A 17,642-nucleotide genomic window follows, 5' to 3' on the forward strand; every position below is an offset into this window, starting at 1 on the left:
TTGGTGCTTTTGGAATTGGTTGTTTGGTAAAGAGGCTTTGAAAAAATAATCGATATTAGAGCCTAAACGGGGTTAATCAAACCAGGTGAGGACTAGTGGTTGGTCAGCGTTTTACATGCTGAAACCCTGCTTGAAGGTGAAATTACAGTGTATTATAATTCTTGTATTTGAAAATAAAATACACTTATACCCAGATAGTCTATTTATAGTGTACATAGAAAAAGTACCATAAAAAGTGAAGCACATCCATGGTGTGTTTTGGTAGTAATAGTATTTGTAGATTTTTTGTTTTAAAATCTGCTTAGGCTAATTCCAAAGCAATATCAACCATGTCTTTAAATGTTGTTTCACGTTCTAAGCTAGTGGTGCGCTCTCCAGTCACTAAAGAATCTGAAATGGTTAATATAGAAAGGGCGTTCACATTATATTTTGCGGCTACGGTGTATAAACCAGCGGTTTCCATCTCTACACAAAGTACACCAAATTTTGACCATTTTTTATAAGATTGAAAGTCATCGGCGTAAAATTCATCAGAACTAAAAATGTTACCTGCTTTTATTGGGATTTGCTTTTCTTTTGCAGCTTCCATAGCTTTTTCAAAGAGTTCAAAATTTGCCGTAGGAGCGTAGTCGGCTCCATTAAAACGTATTTCATTCAAACCTGAGTTTGATGAAGCTGCCATTGCTAAAACAATATCTCTAATTTTGACTTCTTTTTGGTATGATCCCGCACTACCGACTCGAATTAAGTTTTTTACACCGTAATCGGTGATTAATTCATGGGAGTATATAGATATAGATGGAATGCCCATACCGGTTCCCATGACTGATACTTTTTTACCTTTATAGGTGCCTGTGTAGCCAAACATATTCCGGACTTTATTAAAGCATACAGGATCTTCTAAAAAGGTTTCTGCTATCCACTTTGCGCGTAAGGGGTCACCCGGTAATAAAATGGTTTCTGCAATGTCACCTTTTTTTGCTTCTATATGTACACTCATGGTTTTGTGATTTAATAGTCAGACGTCGATTTTGAACCGTTTACAATGGCTATTCCAGAAGAAGTGCCAAGTCGTTTAACACCAAGATTAATATATTGTAATGCTGTTTCAGCATCTCGAATACCTCCTGATGCTTTGATCTTTACTTCGCCCTTTAGGGCGCTTTTCATGAGTTTGATGTCATTAATACTTGCACCTCGTGTTCCAAAACCTGTAGATGTCTTAATAAAATCTGCTCCGGCACTTATGGCTAATTCACTAGCTTTTAGAATTTCTGAATCATTCAAATAACAAGTTTCTAGAATGACTTTCAGGATTTTGTGCGGCATCAAAGCTTTTACAGCTGCAATATCTTTTTCAACGGCATCAAAGGCTTTGCTCTTAATAAAACCGACATTAATGACCATGTCAATTTCATCAGCTCCATTTTTTAAAGCTTCTGAAGTTTCAGAAACTTTTGCAGCGGTACTCATGGCTCCCAACGGGAATCCAATAACCGAACACACCTTAACCGAACTCTCAGATAATGAAGCCTTGGTTAAACTGACATAGCAACTGTTTACGCAAACCGAAAAAAAATGGTATTGTTTGGCTTCTTCACAGAGTTTTATAATGTCTAAAGTTGAAGCTGAAGCTTTTAATAAGGTATGGTCAATGTATGCACTAAACGGATTCATAATCTTGTTAATTTTTGGTAAAACAAACGCTTTTTCGGCTCAAAAAGCTTTAAAAAACAGCTTGTATTCCAAAGGTATTAACATTTTTGGAGTTATGTGCTATCGGGATGTTAAATAGAGAGGAAACTCATTAAGAGTCTTGAAACTTATTTGATGATACTTCTTTAAAGTTAGGGGTAGTTTGTGTTGTTTCAGATTTTTTTGCAGCCGATTCTAAATATTTCTTGTAAATCTTGCTATTTCTTTGCTGACGTGTATTGTTGTTCAATCCTTTATAAGTTGTAGAGATTCCAAGTCGGTCTGCACCAACTTCTAAATACTTTAGTGCAGATTCATGGTCAAGGATATCACCTGTAGCTTTAATTTTAGCAGCGTCTTTAATGGTTTTTTTAATGATTTTTATGGCGGTAAGTGTAGCGCCACTTTTTGAAAAACCAGTAGAGGTTTCTATAAAATCAGCTTTAGCATCGATACAGATTTCACTAATTCTAACGATTTCATTTTTATTTAATTCTGAAATCTCGATGATGACTTTTAAGGGCATGTCTCCAATAGCCATTTTGACGTCACTAATATCTTTTAAAACAGAAACATAATTTTTACTTTTTACAAAACCTAAATTTATCACCATACCAATCTCTTCAGCACCATCTTCAATGGCTTGTTCGGCTTCATAAATTTTTGATTTTGTAGTAGAGCACCCTAGAGGAAAGCCAACAACCGTTGAAACTTTAATATCGGTATCTTGTAGAAATTGTTTAACTAATGATACATAAGATCCGTTAACACAAATGCCGTAATAATTGTTTTCTCTTGCTTTGTTACAGAGGTCAATAATTTCACGTTCTGTAGTTGTAGATTCTAGAAGTGTGTAATCTAAGTAAGAGACTATGTTCATTTAGTTGATAATTAGTTTTTTTAGGCTTGTTATTCCACTAAAACAGCATGTGTTTTGGTTAGAATAATAAGGTATTTAGGGGATTAATTACAAGGCTAATCTAGAAATTAAACTAATTAATTAATCCTAATTCTTGTATTTTTAGATTAACGGTAGATGCTGTGTGTAAATTGTAGAAAACAGGCTAAAAAATTTTATTATTTAAGTTTTTTTTACTAAATAATTAAGAAAATGCTTAAAAAAAGTAAAAAGCAACAAGAATAACGTAATGCGTTCTTGTTGCTTTTTTTTGTTAACCAGCTAAATTCAAGCCGATTATGTGCTTTTTTTCTTGTTAAATCACTAGGGGTTTCTAGAATTCTTCTTGAACTAAATCGCCTTGATTTCTAAAAACTAGTTGTTCATCAAAGGCATCTAGTAGGATCACACTATCTGTGGTCACCTTACCGGCTAAAATTTCTTTACTCAAAGCATTTAATACTTCTTTTTGAATTACACGTTTTACAGGTCTTGCACCATATTCAGGATTATAACCTTTATCAGCTAAATAGTTAATCGCTTCTTGAGTGGCGTCGAAAGTGATGCCTTGTTCTCCAATCATTTTAGTGATACCTTTTAGTTGTAAGCCTACAATTTCAATAATGTTTTCCTTGTTTAAAGGGGTAAACATAACCGTGTCATCAATACGGTTTAAAAATTCTGGTCTAACGGTTTGTTTTAATAAGGCTAGTACATCAACTTTTGCGCCTTCAATAGCGGTTTCAATATCTTTAATCGCTTCAAAGCGCTCCTGTATGATTTGACTACCCATGTTAGAGGTCATGATGATAATCGTGTTTTTGAAATTAGCCACACGGCCTTTGTTATCTGTTAAATGTCCTTCATCTAAAACCTGTAATAAAATATTAAAGGTATCTGGGTGTGCTTTTTCAATCTCATCAAGGAGCACGACCGAATAAGGTTTGCGTCTTACGGCTTCAGTTAATTGTCCGCCCTCATCATACCCCACATATCCTGGAGGCGCACCAACTAATCGGCTTACCGCATGGCGTTCTTGATATTCACTCATGTCAATTCTCGTCATGGCGTTTTCATCATCAAAGAGGTATTCTGCCAGAGCTTTCGCTAGTTCTGTTTTACCAACACCGGTTGTTCCTAAAAACAGGAAGGTTCCTATTGGTTTATGCGGATTTTGTAATCCAGCACGGCTTCTTCTTACGGCATCACTTACAGCTTCAATCGCTTCCTCTTGACCAACCACACGTTTGTGAAGTTCGTCTTCCAGTTTCAGTAGTTTTTCACGTTCACTTTGAAGCATTTTTGTTACTGGAATTCCTGTCCATTTAGCAACCACTTCAGCAATATCATCATAGGTAACTTCTTCCTTAATTAAAGATGTTTCAGCTTGTTCTTTTAGTTTTTCTTGTAAAACTTCAAGGTCTTCTTGAGATTCTTTAATTTTTCCGTAACGTAACTCGGCTACTTTTCCGTAGTCGCCTTCACGTTCGGCTCTTTCAGCTTCTAATTTAAAGTTTTCAATGTCTTGTTTCGTATTTTGAATGTTGTCAACAACCTCTTTTTCACTTTTCCATTTCGCATTAATTTCGTTTCTAGATTCCTTCAGGTTTGCTAAATCAGCACGTAATGATTTTAACTTGGTTTCATCTTTTTCACGTTTAATAGCTTCAATTTCAATTTCAAGCTGCATGATTTTACGGTCTAAAACATCTAATTCTTCAGGTTTAGAATTGATTTCCATACGTAATTTTGAAGCCGCTTCATCCATTAAATCAATGGCTTTATCTGGTAAAAAACGATTGGTAATGTATCGTGATGATAACTCTACCGCACCAATAATTGCTTCATCTTTGATTCGTACTTTATGGTGTGTTTCATACTTTTCTTTAATACCTCTAAGGATGGAAATCGCACTTTCGTTGTCTGGTTCATCTACCATGACTTTTTGGAAACGACGTTCTAAGGCCTTGTCTTTTTCAAAATATTTTTGGTATTCATCTAAAGTGGTTGCTCCAATAGCGCGCAGTTCACCACGAGCTAAGGCAGGTTTTAAAATATTAGCTGCATCCATAGCACCTTGTCCGCCACCAGCGCCTACAAGCGTGTGAATTTCGTCTATAAATAATACGATATCACCATCACTAGTGGTAACCTCTTTGATTACGGCTTTTAAACGCTCTTCAAACTCCCCTTTATATTTAGCACCCGCAATTAGGGCTCCCATATCTAAGGCAAAAATTTGTTTGTCTTTTAGGTTTTCAGGAATATCACCATCAATAATACGGTGTGCTAAACCTTCAGCAATAGCAGTTTTACCGGTTCCAGGCTCACCTACAAGAATGGGGTTGTTTTTAGATCGGCGTGATAAAATTTGAAGAATACGTCTAATTTCTTCATCACGACCAATTACAGGATCTAGTTTTCCGTCTTTAGCTAATTGATTTAAATTTTTAGCATATTTATTTAATGAATTATAGGTCTCTTCTTGACTTTGAGAAGTTACATTTTCGCCTTGTCTCAATTCGTTAATCGCAGCAGTCAATCCTTTTTCAGTAACACCTTGGTCTTTTAGCATTTGTGAAATCTTGCTATTCGATTTTAAAACACCAAGAATAAGATGCTCTATGGAAACATAGTCGTCCTTCATTTTTTTTGCGATGATGGCTGCTTCGTTTAAGCTTTTTCCAGCTTCACGAGAAAGCATAAGTTCGCCTCCCGAAACTTTAGCAAAACTTTCTAATTGTTTGTCTAAAGCCAGTTTTATAACCGGAACGTTTACATTTAATTTCTTTAATAAGAAGGGTAATACGTTTTCGTCAACTTCAAAAATACCTTTGAAGATGTGTTCGTTTTCAATTTGCTGATGCCCGAAACCCTGCGCTATTTGCTGCGCTTGCTGTATGGCTTCTTGCGACTTTATGGTATAATTATTCAAATTCATGTTATAGTTTTTTTATTTTTTTCGTTTCCGTGAATCCCGATAGTTATCGGGAGGAAATCTTAATTATTTACATTTACAATCACATAAAGTCAATAATCTTACCAATAGGATTAACCGGACAAAATGTCGTGTTATTAGTGGTTTTAGCTGACTTTTTGTCTAAACGCAAGATTTCTATAAGTTAACGACTTATTGTGAAATTAAAGCATAGTTTATTTAATAAATCTGACTTTTAGTTTTAGGAAAACACACAATTGTATTAAGGCTTCAATATTTATTAATTTATATCACTATGAAATAATGTTTTTTGACATTTTTTAAATGTTGTACTCTTTTTTTGACTAAAGTGTTTTTCTTTCTAAAATGCTATATTATAAGTTGTTTAATATATTGAAAATGTGGTGTGTAGAATAATAACAGGATTAATTTTATTATTGTTTAGGCAATCAACAAATTAAAAATAATTTGTATTTTGCGTTTTGTTTTATTGCAAAATATAAAAAACTAACTCTCAAACTCTCAACCTATAAAATATGTACAGCCCCAAAAAACTATTACCATTACTGGTATGCTTTGCCTTTTTTTTAAACGCTAGATCTCAAACAGGCCCTGGAGGTGTGGGTGATGGAACAGCAAATTTAATGCTTTGGCTACGTGCTGATGCAGGTGTTGAATCTGCATCAGGTGTTGATGCTACAGATGGAGATAACGTGTCTTCATGGCTGGATCAAAGTGGTGATGATAATCATGCTAAATCATTTACAGCGCCTAGCTATGAAACCAGCCAACATAATGGTTACCCTGCTGTACATTTTACAAGTGCAAGTAGTGAGTATATGAGATTTACATCCAATACTAATTTCCCATTGGGAGATACAGACAGGACCTATATTTTTGTAGGAGAAGGGTCTACTAGTAGTGGAAATCAAAACTTGCTTTTTCACGGATCTAATGATGCCTCTGGAACCGGCTATGGAAAGCGAATTGGTATAACAAATAATGATGAAGAAATTAGTGTTGGAGTAAACGGCCAGAGGTATGGGAGTATAACATCTTCTTCAGCTTTACGTGTAGGAGCTGTTGTTTTGCCTTCAGCTCCTTTAACACCCAGATCTAATGATTTTACATTTTATAATAATGGAGGGCTTTTGTCATCAGGTGAACGTTCTGGTGACGGTACTACTCCTAATATTAATACAGATAATACACATGAAGCTAGGTTAGGAGCAAGGTTTAATAGTACTAGCTATTACCAAGGCGATATGTGCGAGATTATAGTGTTTGATAGAGAAATTAACGAGGCTGAATTTATTATTATTAACAATTATGTTTCTGCTAAATATGGAACCACACTTGCTGCAGCAATCGATTTATATATACAAGATAATCCTGCGAATGGAAACTTTGATCATAATGTAGCTGGTATTGGCCAAGTTAATGGGGCTAATTTGCATACCGATTCTCAGGGTACAGGTATTGTTAGAATAAATAATGCTTCAGCACTCTCTAATGGGGATTTTTTATTTTGGGGTGAAGACACTAAGGATTATACGTTTTCTGCTATGGCTCCAACATATAAAGAATACTTAAACTCTAAATGGCGTGTTAGTAAAATAAACGATTTAGGTGCAGTTGATGTTACTTTAGATTTATCAGGTATCGATTTAACAGGTAAGCAAAGTTGTCAAAATTTAGAATTTGTTGTTGCTGATAATAGTGATTTTTCTTCACCTAGAATAGTGCGCGACTTAGGTTCTAGTCCTGGAGCTACGGTGACCATATCTGGGGTGGATTTTAATAATAGAGATTATTTTACACTTAGGTATTTAGACCAAATTGTTTGGGATGGTGCCGATTTTTTTAATGGTTCTGGCACAGATAATGCTCCTAATAACACCACAGACAGCTGTTTAAAATTAACAGTAAAAGCTGGTGCTCCTGCTCCACTTGTTTCTCATGCTCATGTTCGTGAAGTTGAAGTAGAATCTGGAGGTACATTACATGTTGCTGATGGACAATTATTAGAGGTAGAAGAGCAAGTTGTTATTGATGGGGTTATCGATTTATTAGGAGAAGCACAGCTTATACAAAACCATTCTAACACAACAACTAATTCAGGCACAGGGGTCCTGTTAAAAAGACAACAAGGAACAAAAAATTTATATAACTATAATTATTGGAGCTCCCCGGTAAACACTGGAGGTTCTTGGCAAATTGGTAATTTAGAAGATGCTACAGGCGTTATAAGTTTTAATAGCAATCTTGATGCTGATGCTAGTACATCTGGTACGTCACCTATAACGCTTAGTTCGAGATGGCTATATAAGTATAATGGATTGAAAAATACTTATGCCGCATGGGAAAAAATTACAGCAACAACTAATTTGTCGCCAGGTATTGGTTACACTATGAAAGGGTCTGGTACTTCAGATTCTGAACAAGAATATGTTTTTAAAGGTACACCTAACGATGGTAACTATACTATACCGGTTACTGCTGGTAATGAGATCTTAATAGGAAACCCATACCCTTCGGCTTTAAATGCAAATCAATTTATAGACGACAATACTTCTGTTATAGATGGGACTTTATATTTCTGGGAGCAGGCAACAACAAATAATAGTCATTACCTGGTTAAATATATAGGTGGCTATGCCAAATACAATAAAATGATGGGAACCGCTGCATCAGCTGATGCGTCGGGACTTACCAGTGGGACTAGTTTTACTGCAAAAGGAGCGCCTACGAGTAATATAGCTGTAGCTCAAGGCTTTTTTGTAACTATTGATACTGATGGGGATATTGTCTTTAATAACCAACAAAGAATATTTGCTAAAGAATCGGATGCTACAGGTGCACCGATATTCTATAAAAGCGCAAATGGTAAAACAGCAAAAACAAATAGTAATAGCGATCTAAGACCAAAATTATGGTTCTCTTTTATAGATCCTAATCACTTTCAAAGTTTTTTAGGGTTAGGGTATGACTCTGAAAACGGAACTACTGGATATGATAAAGGGTATGATGGTAAATTATACGAAGAAAAAGATAACGAGATGTATTGGATGCTAAATGATGAAAAATTAGTCATTCAAGCCTTATCTAATATTAACATTGAAGATGAGTTACCTGTCACTATAAAAGTAACTGATGATGGGTTGTATAAATTAGGCATTAGTAAAACAGAAAATGTTCCAGAAGATTTAAACGTTTTCTTGAAAGATAATGACACGAACTCTTTTTATAATTTAAAAGAAGAGACTGTTGAATTGTTTTTACAAAGTGATACTTATAAAGACCAATACTTTATTGTATTTCAGGAAAATAATACTCTAGAAACAGAACAAAACGAGAATCATAATTTATCGGTTTTTTATGATACAAAAAATAAAGACTTAATTATAAACAACGCTAGTGTTTTAAATGATATGCAATCGATATCTATATATAATTCAATGGGGCAAGAATTGATAAGCCTTAAAACTTTAGATACTAATAGAATAAATATGTCTAAATTTAGTGATGGTGTATATATAATTATTGTTAAAACAACAACCAATACTAAAAAGGCGAAGTTTTCAAAATATTAAGCGTATAGCGTATTTAAAAAATATTAGAATGACTTTCGACTAATTTTATAAGTTAGGTAAACTAAAAGAATTAGAACTTAAGATGAATAACTTATACTAATTGTCTCTTTTTTTCGCTAACATTTATCATTTTGTAATGATTTATAAAACGAAGCGACTTATTTTTGAAATAGAAAATAAAATGTAAGATTTCCGAATTCTCGGAAATGAAAAAAAGCTATTGATTATGAGTTTATTAAATAAAATATTTGGGTCTTCTGAAGATAATGTTAAAAAGGAAGAAAAAGTGCTGCCATGGATTCCTTTAGTAGATGTGGCGCAATTGGATGAAATTAAAGAAAAATCTAAAACGAAGACACAGGTGATCTTTAAACATTCTACAACATGTGGAATTAGTAGAATGTCAATGAAGCAATTTGTTTCTGCTTATGGTTTAACGGAAAATGATTTAGATTTATACTACCTCGATTTATTAAGTTACAGAGAGGTGTCTAATGAAACAGGCTACAAATTTCAAGTGCGACACGAATCGCCACAGCTATTAGTGATTAAAAATGGTGAAGTGGTGGCTCATGAATCTCATGGTGCTATTAGCAGTATTGATTTAGGAGCTTTTGTTTAGATATACCACTTATAATCTAAAATGAGCCCAATAATTTGTTTCTATTAATATTTCAATAAAAAATAAAACCGTAGCGCTGCTACCCGGCGGCCATGTGCTTTGGTTTTGTATTTCATATGAATTCAATATATTCCAAATTATTTAGGGCGCCTTTTAAATCATAATTGGTATTAATAAAAACAATGGCCGCAGAATCTCATTATATTTTTGTTTACGGAACCTTATTAAAGGATGTAGATAATAACATGTCTAAATTCTTAGCCATGTACTCAGAAATTGTGGCTATAGGTTATTTACAAGGAAAACTGTATCGCGTTTCTTCGTTCCCAGGGGCTGTTGTAAGTGAAAGTGAAGCTGATAAAGTCTACGGTTCACTTTTTAGGGTTTACGATTTTGATATTGTTTTTGAAGCACTAGATGCCTATGAAGGTGTTGATAATAATTCTCCAGAACCTAATTTATATGAAAGAAGCATCGTGCCCATATATCTTGAAGATGGTGCAGTAGTGGAAGCTTGGGTATATTTTTATAACCATAGCGTTGAACATCTGGAACAAATTGTTTCTGGTGATTTTCTTAAGAATGACGGATACTAAAAAGGCTATTCAGTAATTTATGAATAGCCTTTTTTTGTTATAATTGGTATTATAACCTGAAACTTACTTTTTCTTCTTCTTATAAACTGGAAGTAGTTTTGTAGAAACTTCACCAAAACCAATTCTGGTACCGTCCTTTTCACAGTGTCCGCGCATGATGACCGTATCATTATCATTAATGTATTTACGTGTACTGCCATCTTTCATTTTTAAAGGTTTTTCTCCGTTTTTAGTCAGTTCTAACATGGAACCAAAGCTGTCTTCCGAGGGGCCTGAAATGGTACCACTTCCCATCATATCACCAGAGTTAATTGGGCAACCATTAATGGTATGATGCGCCAATTGCTGTACCATATTCCAATACATATATTTGAAATTTGATTTACTAACCACTGTTTCTTTAGCGCCTTTAGGCTGTATGGCTACTTCTAAATTAATATCATAACTCTTTTTACCTTCATATTTAAGGTAATCTAATTGTGGCTTGATAGGTTTCGGACTCTCAACACGGTAAGGTTCTAGGGCGTCTAAAGTGACAATCCATGGTGAAATAGACGATGCGAAATTCTTAGCTAAAAATGGTCCTAGCGGAATGTATTCCCACTTTTGAATGTCTCTAGCGCTCCAATCGTTGAATAAAACCAATCCAAAAATATATTCTTCAGCTTCTTTTGTTGGTATAGATTCTCCTAAATCGTTAGCATCAGTAGTGATGAAAGCCATTTCTAATTCAAAATCTACAGATTGGCTTGGGCCCAATATAGGTTCTTCAGCGCCTTCAGGTAGTGTTTGTCCTTTTGGTCTGTGTACTGGAATTCCAGACGGGATGATAGAAGAGCTTCTTCCGTGGTAACCAATAGGAATATGTAACCAGTTTGGTAACAAAGCATGGTCTTCATCTCTAAACATTAAACCCACATTGGTTGCGTGTTCCATGCTTGAATAAAAATCGGTGTAATCACCAATTTGAACTGGCAATTGCATTTCAATTTCATCCAATCTAAAAAGAATGGTTTCTTTATGTTTGGTGTTGTTTTTAAGGGTGTCATTTTCAGCATCAAAAACTTCAGCAATTCGGTTTCTTACAGCACGCCAAGTTTTTCTTCCGTCGGCAATAAAATCATTTAAAGAATCTTGTAGAAAGATATCATCAGTTAAAGGGATATCATTAAAATAGCCTAGTTGATGCAAAGCACCTAAATCTATAGCGGTATCACCAATTCGGGTACCAATAGTGATGATGTCGTCGCGTGTTAAAAACACACCAAACGGAATATTCTGAATCGGAAAATCGGAGTTTTTATCTACGTGTAACCACGATTTTCTGTCTGGGTTGTTAGCTGATAATGGCATTACCTAATTTTTTTAATGTTATTGTATTCTTATCAAACCTACACATTTTTTTTATTTTAAAAGGAAAAATATAATAAAATATAAGTAAGCTTTAACAGTTAATAAGATGTTTAAAAACTTATAAGTAAATCTATGTTTTTTAATGCTTTTAACTATCTATTTGCTATTTTTGCCGAACATTTAATCAGAATATAATTTTATGCAACGCGACGAACAAATTTTTGAACTTATTCAAGCTGAAAAAGAACGCCAATTACATGGTTTAGAACTTATTGCATCAGAAAACTTTGTAAGCCCACAAGTGATGGAAGCTGCAGGATCTGTGCTAACTAACAAATACGCCGAAGGGTATCCAGGGAAGCGTTATTATGGAGGTTGTGAAGTTGTTGATGAAGTAGAACAAATTGCAATAGATCGTGCTAAGGCATTATTCGGAGCAGCATACGTGAACGTGCAACCACACTCTGGAAGTCAAGCAAACACAGCGGTTTATCACGCTTGTTTAAATCCAGGTGATAAGATTTTAGGTTTCGATTTATCGCACGGTGGTCACCTAACACACGGTTCACCAGTAAACTTTTCTGGTAAACTTTATAACCCTGTATTTTACGGTGTAGAACAAGAAACAGGTGTTTTAAACTACGATAAAATTCAAGAAATTGCTACTAAAGAGCAACCAAAATTAATCATTGCAGGGGCTTCGGCTTACTCTCGTGATATTGATTTTAAACGTTTTAGAGTGATTGCAGATAGTGTTGGTGCTATTTTAATGGCTGATATTTCACACCCTGCAGGACTTATTGCTAAAGGTATTTTAAATGATCCGTTACCACACTGTCATATTGTTACAACAACTACACATAAGACTTTAAGAGGTCCTAGAGGTGGTATGATTATGATGGGGCAAGATTTTGAAAACCCTTTCGGAATCAAACTTAAAAATGGAAACTTACGTAAAATGTCTTCTTTATTAGATTCTGCGGTTTTCCCAGGAAATCAAGGTGGACCATTAGAGCACATTATTGCCGCTAAAGCAATTGCTTTTGGTGAAGCTTTAACCGATGACTTTTTACACTACCAATTACAAGTGAAGGAAAATGCTGCAACACTTGCTGAAGGTTTAGTGGCTAAAGATTACAAGATCATTTCAGACGGAACAGATAACCACTGTATGTTAATTGATTTACGTAATAAAAACTTATCTGGTAAAGATGCAGAACAAGCTTTAGTAAAAGCAGATATTACGGTAAATAAAAACATGGTACCTTTTGATGATAAATCACCGTTTGTAACTTCAGGTATTCGTTTAGGAACAGCTGCAGTAACATCTCGAGGTTTAAAAGAAGATGATATGAAAGCTATCGTTGAATTAATTGATGAAGTGATCACCAACTTTGAAGACGAAGCGGTTTTAGAAGCTGTAAAAGTAAAAGTAAATAACATGATGAAGGATCAACCTTTGTTTGTGTAATCTATATTAAAAATAGGCTTGAATTTTTTCAAGCAGAAAACAAAAAAAATCCTGCTTTTGCAGGATTTTTTTTGTGATTAAAAGTGGAAGGTTAGTGATAGCTATTAGAGGCTGAATTCTTATCCACAAGATTAATAAATTCACTAATTTTTGTATCATTATTTTCTTCAGAAATCGTGTGTGTATTTCCAATATAGTTCATGCCTAAATATTTTGATGTTTCTTTAAACGGCAACCAAAATTGTTCGCCTAAATGATCTCCAATAGAACAAGTGATTACAGCCATGTGTTTTCCGCGTAATTGTCTGCCAAGTTCTTTTTCGATGGTTATTAAATCTGTAAAGCGGTCAAAAAACACTTTCATAATACCACTCATAGCATACCAATAAACGGGCGTGGCGAAAACTAAGCAGTCGTACTTTTTGATGATTTCTTGCATTAACGCAATATAGTCGTCATTGCTGTTTAAATGTTCGTAGTCGAAATACGAGAAGTTGTAATCATTAAGGTTGATTAAACCCCAGCCAGAATTTTTAACAAGTTGATCTGTTAGCGTTTTAGTATGGCCATCATTTCTAGAACTTCCTGAAATTATAACGGTTTTCATTATTGGAATTAGGGTGTTTCATCCTCCTCAAAAGTAATATGTTGATATGCGCCTAAATCGGGAGCAGCTATTCGGCTTACATTTAAAATATCAAAAGGGATTCTAGTAGCATAAGTGCTGTTACCTGCATTGATACCTGCAGATTCATCACCAATAATCATTTGGTTGCTGTTAGGGTCCTTAAAATCAGGTTCTTCGTTGAAAATATTGTTTTCGTAATGTGTGGTGTTTGTAAAGTCATAATTTTCACCTTCAAATTCATCATTGTGATCATTAAAACGAATTAAACAGTTGGTAAATTTAAAGTTGAAATCAACATTATCTTCTTCGACTTCATCAAGCGTAAATTCTACATTTTCATCACCGTAAATGATACAATTATTAAAATTAGCTTCTGCTAATTCGGCAATAAGAATATTACCATCTTCATCAAACGTATAGTTATTAAGTAAAACTGTTGGAAATTGTCTAAAACTGTAGTTCCAATAATTAGCAAGGGTGCTGTGTGTAAAGTTGTATTTACCACCAATAGTTCCAGCAAAAGATGATAAACCAGAATTGTTAATAACGACATTTTCCCCATGTATGGAAGTGTTTCTCCCTAAAATACCGTAGCTGCTAGAATTGTAAATTTTAGTGTTTGTAATTGTAAGTTTATCGTTAACTTCAGAAGGATTGCCATCGCTTATAATTCCTGCAGTAGCATTCTTTATAGTAGCATAGTTTATGCTGTTATTGACGCTGCCGTCAAAAAGCCAAATAGCCCACCATTGGCCAGGTATTTCAGAGAAATTAGGTTCTAAGCGATTGCCCTCAAAAATAACCTCATTTTCGAGTAATTCTTGATCATTACTGAAAGCACCATTCACTTTTAAAGAAGCATTATTGAGCACCATAATACCAGAGTTTTCATGAAAATGAATACGTGCTCCAGCTTCAATGTTTAAGGTTTTGTTCTCAGGAACAGCGGCAAAACCATAAATCACATAAGGTTTATCGTTGGTGAAAGTGAGTTCAGAAGGTGAAAGTTCACGTCCCTCTAAATCGGTTTCAACAATTTCACCATTAATATTTAGTGTAAGTGTTTCAATTACTTTAGTGGCGTCATCGCGATCGGGAAAAATAAATACAGCATCTTGAACGAGAGTGACCAATTCTACAGATTGAAGGTTTGAACCGGCATCAAATTCAATTTGATCGGTGTATAAAAAGGTACCGTCTAAACTCGGTAAAGTATTAATATCTATGGTAGATTCGACAAAAACAAACAAGCTATCGTTAGCTTGAATTTCTATATCTTCAAATCTTTTTCCAGGAATACCATCAATACTTAATCTGTAATTTGAAGCATCGCCAAGCGCTAATCTTACAGAAGGAATAGTAATATCATCGTCACTTTTGTTGTAAACTTTTAGATTGTAGGTGCTTGAGCTAGTCTCTGTGAAAACCGTATCTAAATACACGGTGTCTTTGGAGAACTGCAAGCTCCCTGTGCTAGGTGAAAATTCAAAATCTTCACGGCAAGAGCTCCAAAGGGTTAAAAAGGTAAGAGTGATAAAAAAATATAAATAGCGTTTCATTAAAAGCGTAAGTTTGGATGGCTAAAAATATAACTTTTGAAGCTAAGATTTAGTATGAAAGGTTTTAAAAAATATATTAAGGCGTTTTTTTCTAAGAATAGTTATGGTTTAAAGCGAGGGAGTAATGATTAGTAATTTCTAACTTTTTTTTGTAAGTCCTTTATTTTGTTGGTAACATGGTTTTTAAGTGTTGTTTTTTGTGCAATAAGTCCTATATTTGAGATTAACTTATACTAAATAAACTAACTAAACTATGACAGCAGGATTTGATTTCTGGGACTATGTAGTCTTTATTGCCTATGCGATTTTAATATTAGGTGTAGGGCTATGGGTATCAAGAGATAAGAAAGGACACCAAAAAAATGCCGAAGATTACTTTTTGGCAAGTAAGTCACTACCATGGTGGGCCATTGGTACCTCATTAATTGCAGCAAATATTTCAGCAGAACAATTTATTGGAATGTCTGGGTCTGGATTTGCACTCGGTATTGCTATCGCTTCCTACGAGTGGATGGCAGCATTAACTTTAATTATAGTGGGTAAGTACTTTTTACCCATTTTTATTGAAAAGGGACTTTATACCATTCCCGAATTTGTTGAAAAACGATTCTCAACAAACTTAAAAACCATTTTAGCGATATTCTGGCTTGGTCTTTACATCTTCGTAAATTTGGCCTCGGTGCTTTATCTAGGAGGTTTAGCCATTGAAACCATTATGGGTGTTGATATGATGTATGCCATTATTGGTTTAGCATTATTTGCAGCAGCCTATTCTTTATACGGTGGATTATCAGCCGTAGCATGGACTGATGTTATTCAAGTGGTATTCTTAGTGTTAGGTGGTTTGGTAACTACTTATTTAGCTTTAAATACAGTTTCTGGAGGCGAAGGCGTTATTGCTGGATTCTCAAAAGTTTGGGAAGCTGCCCCAGAAAAGTTTCATATGATTCTTGATGAAACCAACGATAATTACAACAATTTACCTGGTATTTGGGTATTAGTTGGCGGGCTTTGGGTGGCTAATCTGTACTATTGGGGATTCAATCAGTATATCATTCAACGTACATTGGCAGCAAAATCTTTAAAAGAATCTCAAAAAGGTATTCTTTTAGCGGCCTTTTTAAAGCTAGTGATTCCTTTAATTGTTGTGATTCCTGGAATAGCAGCTTATGTTATGGTAAATGATCCTGAGATTATGGCTAATTTAGGTGAAGTGGGTATGTTAAATGTACCTTCTGCAGCCCAGGCTGATAAAGCGTATCCTTGGTTGTTACAATTCTTGCCTGTTGGACTTAAAGGGGTGGCCTTTGCTGCTCTTGCAGCAGCGGTGGTATCGTCTTTAGCATCTATGTTAAATTCAACATCTACCATATTTACTATGGATATCTACAAGCAATATATTAATACGAACCCTACTGATAAGGCTACTGTAAATGTAGGACGTATTTCTGGAGCAGTAGCGTTAATTATCGCGGTGATTGTAGCGCCACTTTTAGGAGGTATAGATCAAGCATTTCAATTCATTCAAGAGTACACAGGAATTGTGAGTCCGGGTATTCTTGCGGTATTTATGCTAGGTTTATTCTGGAAGAAAACGACTAATAACGCTGCTATTTGGGGGGCGATAGCGTCGATTCCAATTGCCTTAGCACTTAAGTTTTTACCGATTCCAATCTTTGAGCCTTGGATGCACCAAATGGGAATAACTACGTTGTTAACTATGGCAATTATCGTGATTTTAAGTCATTTACAAAATAAAGGCGCAGATGATCCAAAAGGGATTACCCTTTCAAAAGAATTATTTAAAACTTCACCAGGTTTTAATATTGGTTCATTTGTAGTTTGTATCATTCTGACTGTGCTGTATGCCTTGTTTTGGTAAGAACATTTAATCTAGAAACAAAAAAGACATCATTAATTGATGTCTTTTTTAGTTTATAATGTTTCTAAAGCGCGGTATATCAGCTTGTTTTTTGTTGCATCAAATTTTTAATAAAAATTATTATCTTTTTTTTGGTTAGGTATGTAGTTAATTTTTATATTTGCACACCGGAAATCAAAAATGATTTTCTTTAGGGCTCTTAGCTCAGCTGGATAGAGCACCTCCCTTCTAAGGAGGCGGTCTCAGGTTCGAATCCTGAAGGGCTCACAAAAAGCTTCACTAGTAATAGTGGAGCTTTTTTGTTTCATATATATTTGGGTTTAAATTAGTTTTCAGGAAAATAGAAATGATTCATAATACCTATATTTTATAGGATCATTCCTAAAAGTTGTGTTTATGCAAAAATT

12 protein-coding genes and 1 tRNA gene are annotated in these 17,642 nt (G+C 34.6%); 6 read left to right on the forward strand and 7 right to left on the reverse strand.

Annotated elements, in window-relative coordinates:
- Positions 1-301 precede the first annotated feature (301 nt).
- The 4 genes from deoD to clpB form a co-directional block, all read right to left on the reverse strand.
- Entirely contained in the window at positions 302-1,000 is a 699-nt protein-coding gene (gene deoD, locus F6U93_RS02070; protein WP_150936350.1) for a purine-nucleoside phosphorylase, read from the reverse strand.
- 11 nt (positions 1,001-1,011) lie between these two features.
- Positions 1,012-1,677: a deoxyribose-phosphate aldolase gene (gene deoC / locus F6U93_RS02075; protein ID WP_150936352.1), complete on the reverse strand. Its 666-nt coding sequence runs from the start codon at positions 1,675-1,677 to the stop codon at positions 1,012-1,014.
- A gap of 130 nt (positions 1,678-1,807) precedes the next feature.
- Positions 1,808-2,575 (reverse strand): deoxyribose-phosphate aldolase, encoded by a 768-nt coding sequence (gene deoC, locus F6U93_RS02080; protein ID WP_150936354.1) that lies wholly within the window; start codon positions 2,573-2,575, stop codon positions 1,808-1,810.
- Between the two features lie 352 nt (positions 2,576-2,927).
- Positions 2,928-5,534: an ATP-dependent chaperone ClpB gene (gene clpB, locus F6U93_RS02085; RefSeq protein ID WP_150936356.1), complete on the reverse strand. Its 2,607-nt coding sequence runs from the start codon at positions 5,532-5,534 to the stop codon at positions 2,928-2,930.
- 533 nt (positions 5,535-6,067) lie between these two features.
- Here clpB and F6U93_RS02090 point away from each other — a divergent pair.
- The 3 genes from F6U93_RS02090 (at position 6,068) to F6U93_RS02100 (ending at position 10,342) form a co-directional block, all read left to right on the forward strand.
- Positions 6,068-9,124, forward strand: coding sequence for a T9SS type A sorting domain-containing protein (locus F6U93_RS02090; protein WP_150936358.1), 3,057 nt, complete (start codon positions 6,068-6,070; stop codon positions 9,122-9,124).
- A 226-nt stretch (positions 9,125-9,350) separates the two neighbouring features.
- Entirely contained in the window at positions 9,351-9,746 is a 396-nt protein-coding gene (gene ytxJ, locus F6U93_RS02095) for a bacillithiol system redox-active protein YtxJ (RefSeq protein ID WP_150936360.1), read from the forward strand.
- 182 nt (positions 9,747-9,928) lie between these two features.
- Positions 9,929-10,342, forward strand: a complete 414-nt coding sequence (locus F6U93_RS02100; RefSeq protein WP_150936362.1) for a gamma-glutamylcyclotransferase family protein — start codon at positions 9,929-9,931, stop codon at positions 10,340-10,342.
- A gap of 63 nt (positions 10,343-10,405) precedes the next feature.
- On the opposite strand, the gene fahA is transcribed toward F6U93_RS02100, so the two are convergent.
- A complete protein-coding gene (gene fahA, locus F6U93_RS02105; protein WP_150936364.1) occupies positions 10,406-11,695 on the reverse strand; it encodes a fumarylacetoacetase in 1,290 nt (429 codons plus the stop codon).
- A 199-nt stretch (positions 11,696-11,894) separates the two neighbouring features.
- On the opposite strand from fahA, the gene glyA reads away from it, so the two are divergent.
- Positions 11,895-13,166 carry a serine hydroxymethyltransferase gene (gene glyA, locus F6U93_RS02110; protein WP_150936366.1) on the forward strand — a complete coding sequence of 424 codons (1,272 nt, stop codon included), beginning with the start codon at positions 11,895-11,897 and terminating at the stop codon, positions 13,164-13,166.
- A gap of 91 nt (positions 13,167-13,257) precedes the next feature.
- Here glyA and F6U93_RS02115 read toward each other — a convergent pair whose 3' ends face one another.
- Both F6U93_RS02115 and F6U93_RS02120 read right to left on the reverse strand, forming a co-directional pair.
- Entirely contained in the window at positions 13,258-13,773 is a 516-nt protein-coding gene (locus tag F6U93_RS02115; protein WP_150936368.1) for a flavodoxin family protein, read from the reverse strand.
- 8 nt (positions 13,774-13,781) lie between these two features.
- The gene (locus F6U93_RS02120) at positions 13,782-15,353 is read right to left on the reverse strand and encodes a hypothetical protein (RefSeq protein ID WP_150936370.1); all 1,572 of its coding nucleotides are present in this window, start codon (positions 15,351-15,353) and stop codon (positions 13,782-13,784) included.
- 253 nt (positions 15,354-15,606) lie between these two features.
- On the opposite strand from F6U93_RS02120, the gene F6U93_RS02125 reads away from it, so the two are divergent.
- Both F6U93_RS02125 and F6U93_RS02130 read left to right on the forward strand, forming a co-directional pair.
- Positions 15,607-17,235, forward strand: coding sequence for a sodium/sugar symporter (locus tag F6U93_RS02125; RefSeq protein WP_150936372.1), 1,629 nt, complete (start codon positions 15,607-15,609; stop codon positions 17,233-17,235).
- Between the two features lie 193 nt (positions 17,236-17,428).
- Positions 17,429-17,502, forward strand: a tRNA-Arg gene (locus F6U93_RS02130).
- The last annotated feature ends 140 nt before the right edge of the window (positions 17,503-17,642 follow it).

Source organism: Pseudotamlana haliotis (assembly GCF_008806375.1).
GTDB lineage: Bacteria > Bacteroidota > Bacteroidia > Flavobacteriales > Flavobacteriaceae > Pseudotamlana > Pseudotamlana haliotis.

Bases quoted from the DNA above. Each gene is read 5' to 3' on its own strand.
- deoD (WP_150936350.1), bottom strand. From the start codon at position 1,000: ATGAGTGTACATATAGAAGCAAAAAAAGGTGACATTGCAGAAACCATT.
- deoC (WP_150936352.1), bottom strand. From the start codon at position 1,677: ATGAATCCGTTTAGTGCATACATTGACCATACCTTATTAAAAGCTTCA.
- deoC (WP_150936354.1), bottom strand. From the start codon at position 2,575: ATGAACATAGTCTCTTACTTAGATTACACACTTCTAGAATCTACAACT.
- clpB (WP_150936356.1), bottom strand. From the start codon at position 5,534: ATGAATTTGAATAATTATACCATAAAGTCGCAAGAAGCCATACAGCAA.
- F6U93_RS02090 (WP_150936358.1), top strand. From the start codon at position 6,068: ATGTACAGCCCCAAAAAACTATTACCATTACTGGTATGCTTTGCCTTT.
- ytxJ (WP_150936360.1), top strand. From the start codon at position 9,351: ATGAGTTTATTAAATAAAATATTTGGGTCTTCTGAAGATAATGTTAAA.
- F6U93_RS02100 (WP_150936362.1), top strand. From the start codon at position 9,929: ATGGCCGCAGAATCTCATTATATTTTTGTTTACGGAACCTTATTAAAG.
- fahA (WP_150936364.1), bottom strand. From the start codon at position 11,695: ATGCCATTATCAGCTAACAACCCAGACAGAAAATCGTGGTTACACGTA.
- glyA (WP_150936366.1), top strand. From the start codon at position 11,895: ATGCAACGCGACGAACAAATTTTTGAACTTATTCAAGCTGAAAAAGAA.
- F6U93_RS02115 (WP_150936368.1), bottom strand. From the start codon at position 13,773: ATGAAAACCGTTATAATTTCAGGAAGTTCTAGAAATGATGGCCATACT.
- F6U93_RS02120 (WP_150936370.1), bottom strand. From the start codon at position 15,353: ATGAAACGCTATTTATATTTTTTTATCACTCTTACCTTTTTAACCCTT.
- F6U93_RS02125 (WP_150936372.1), top strand. From the start codon at position 15,607: ATGACAGCAGGATTTGATTTCTGGGACTATGTAGTCTTTATTGCCTAT.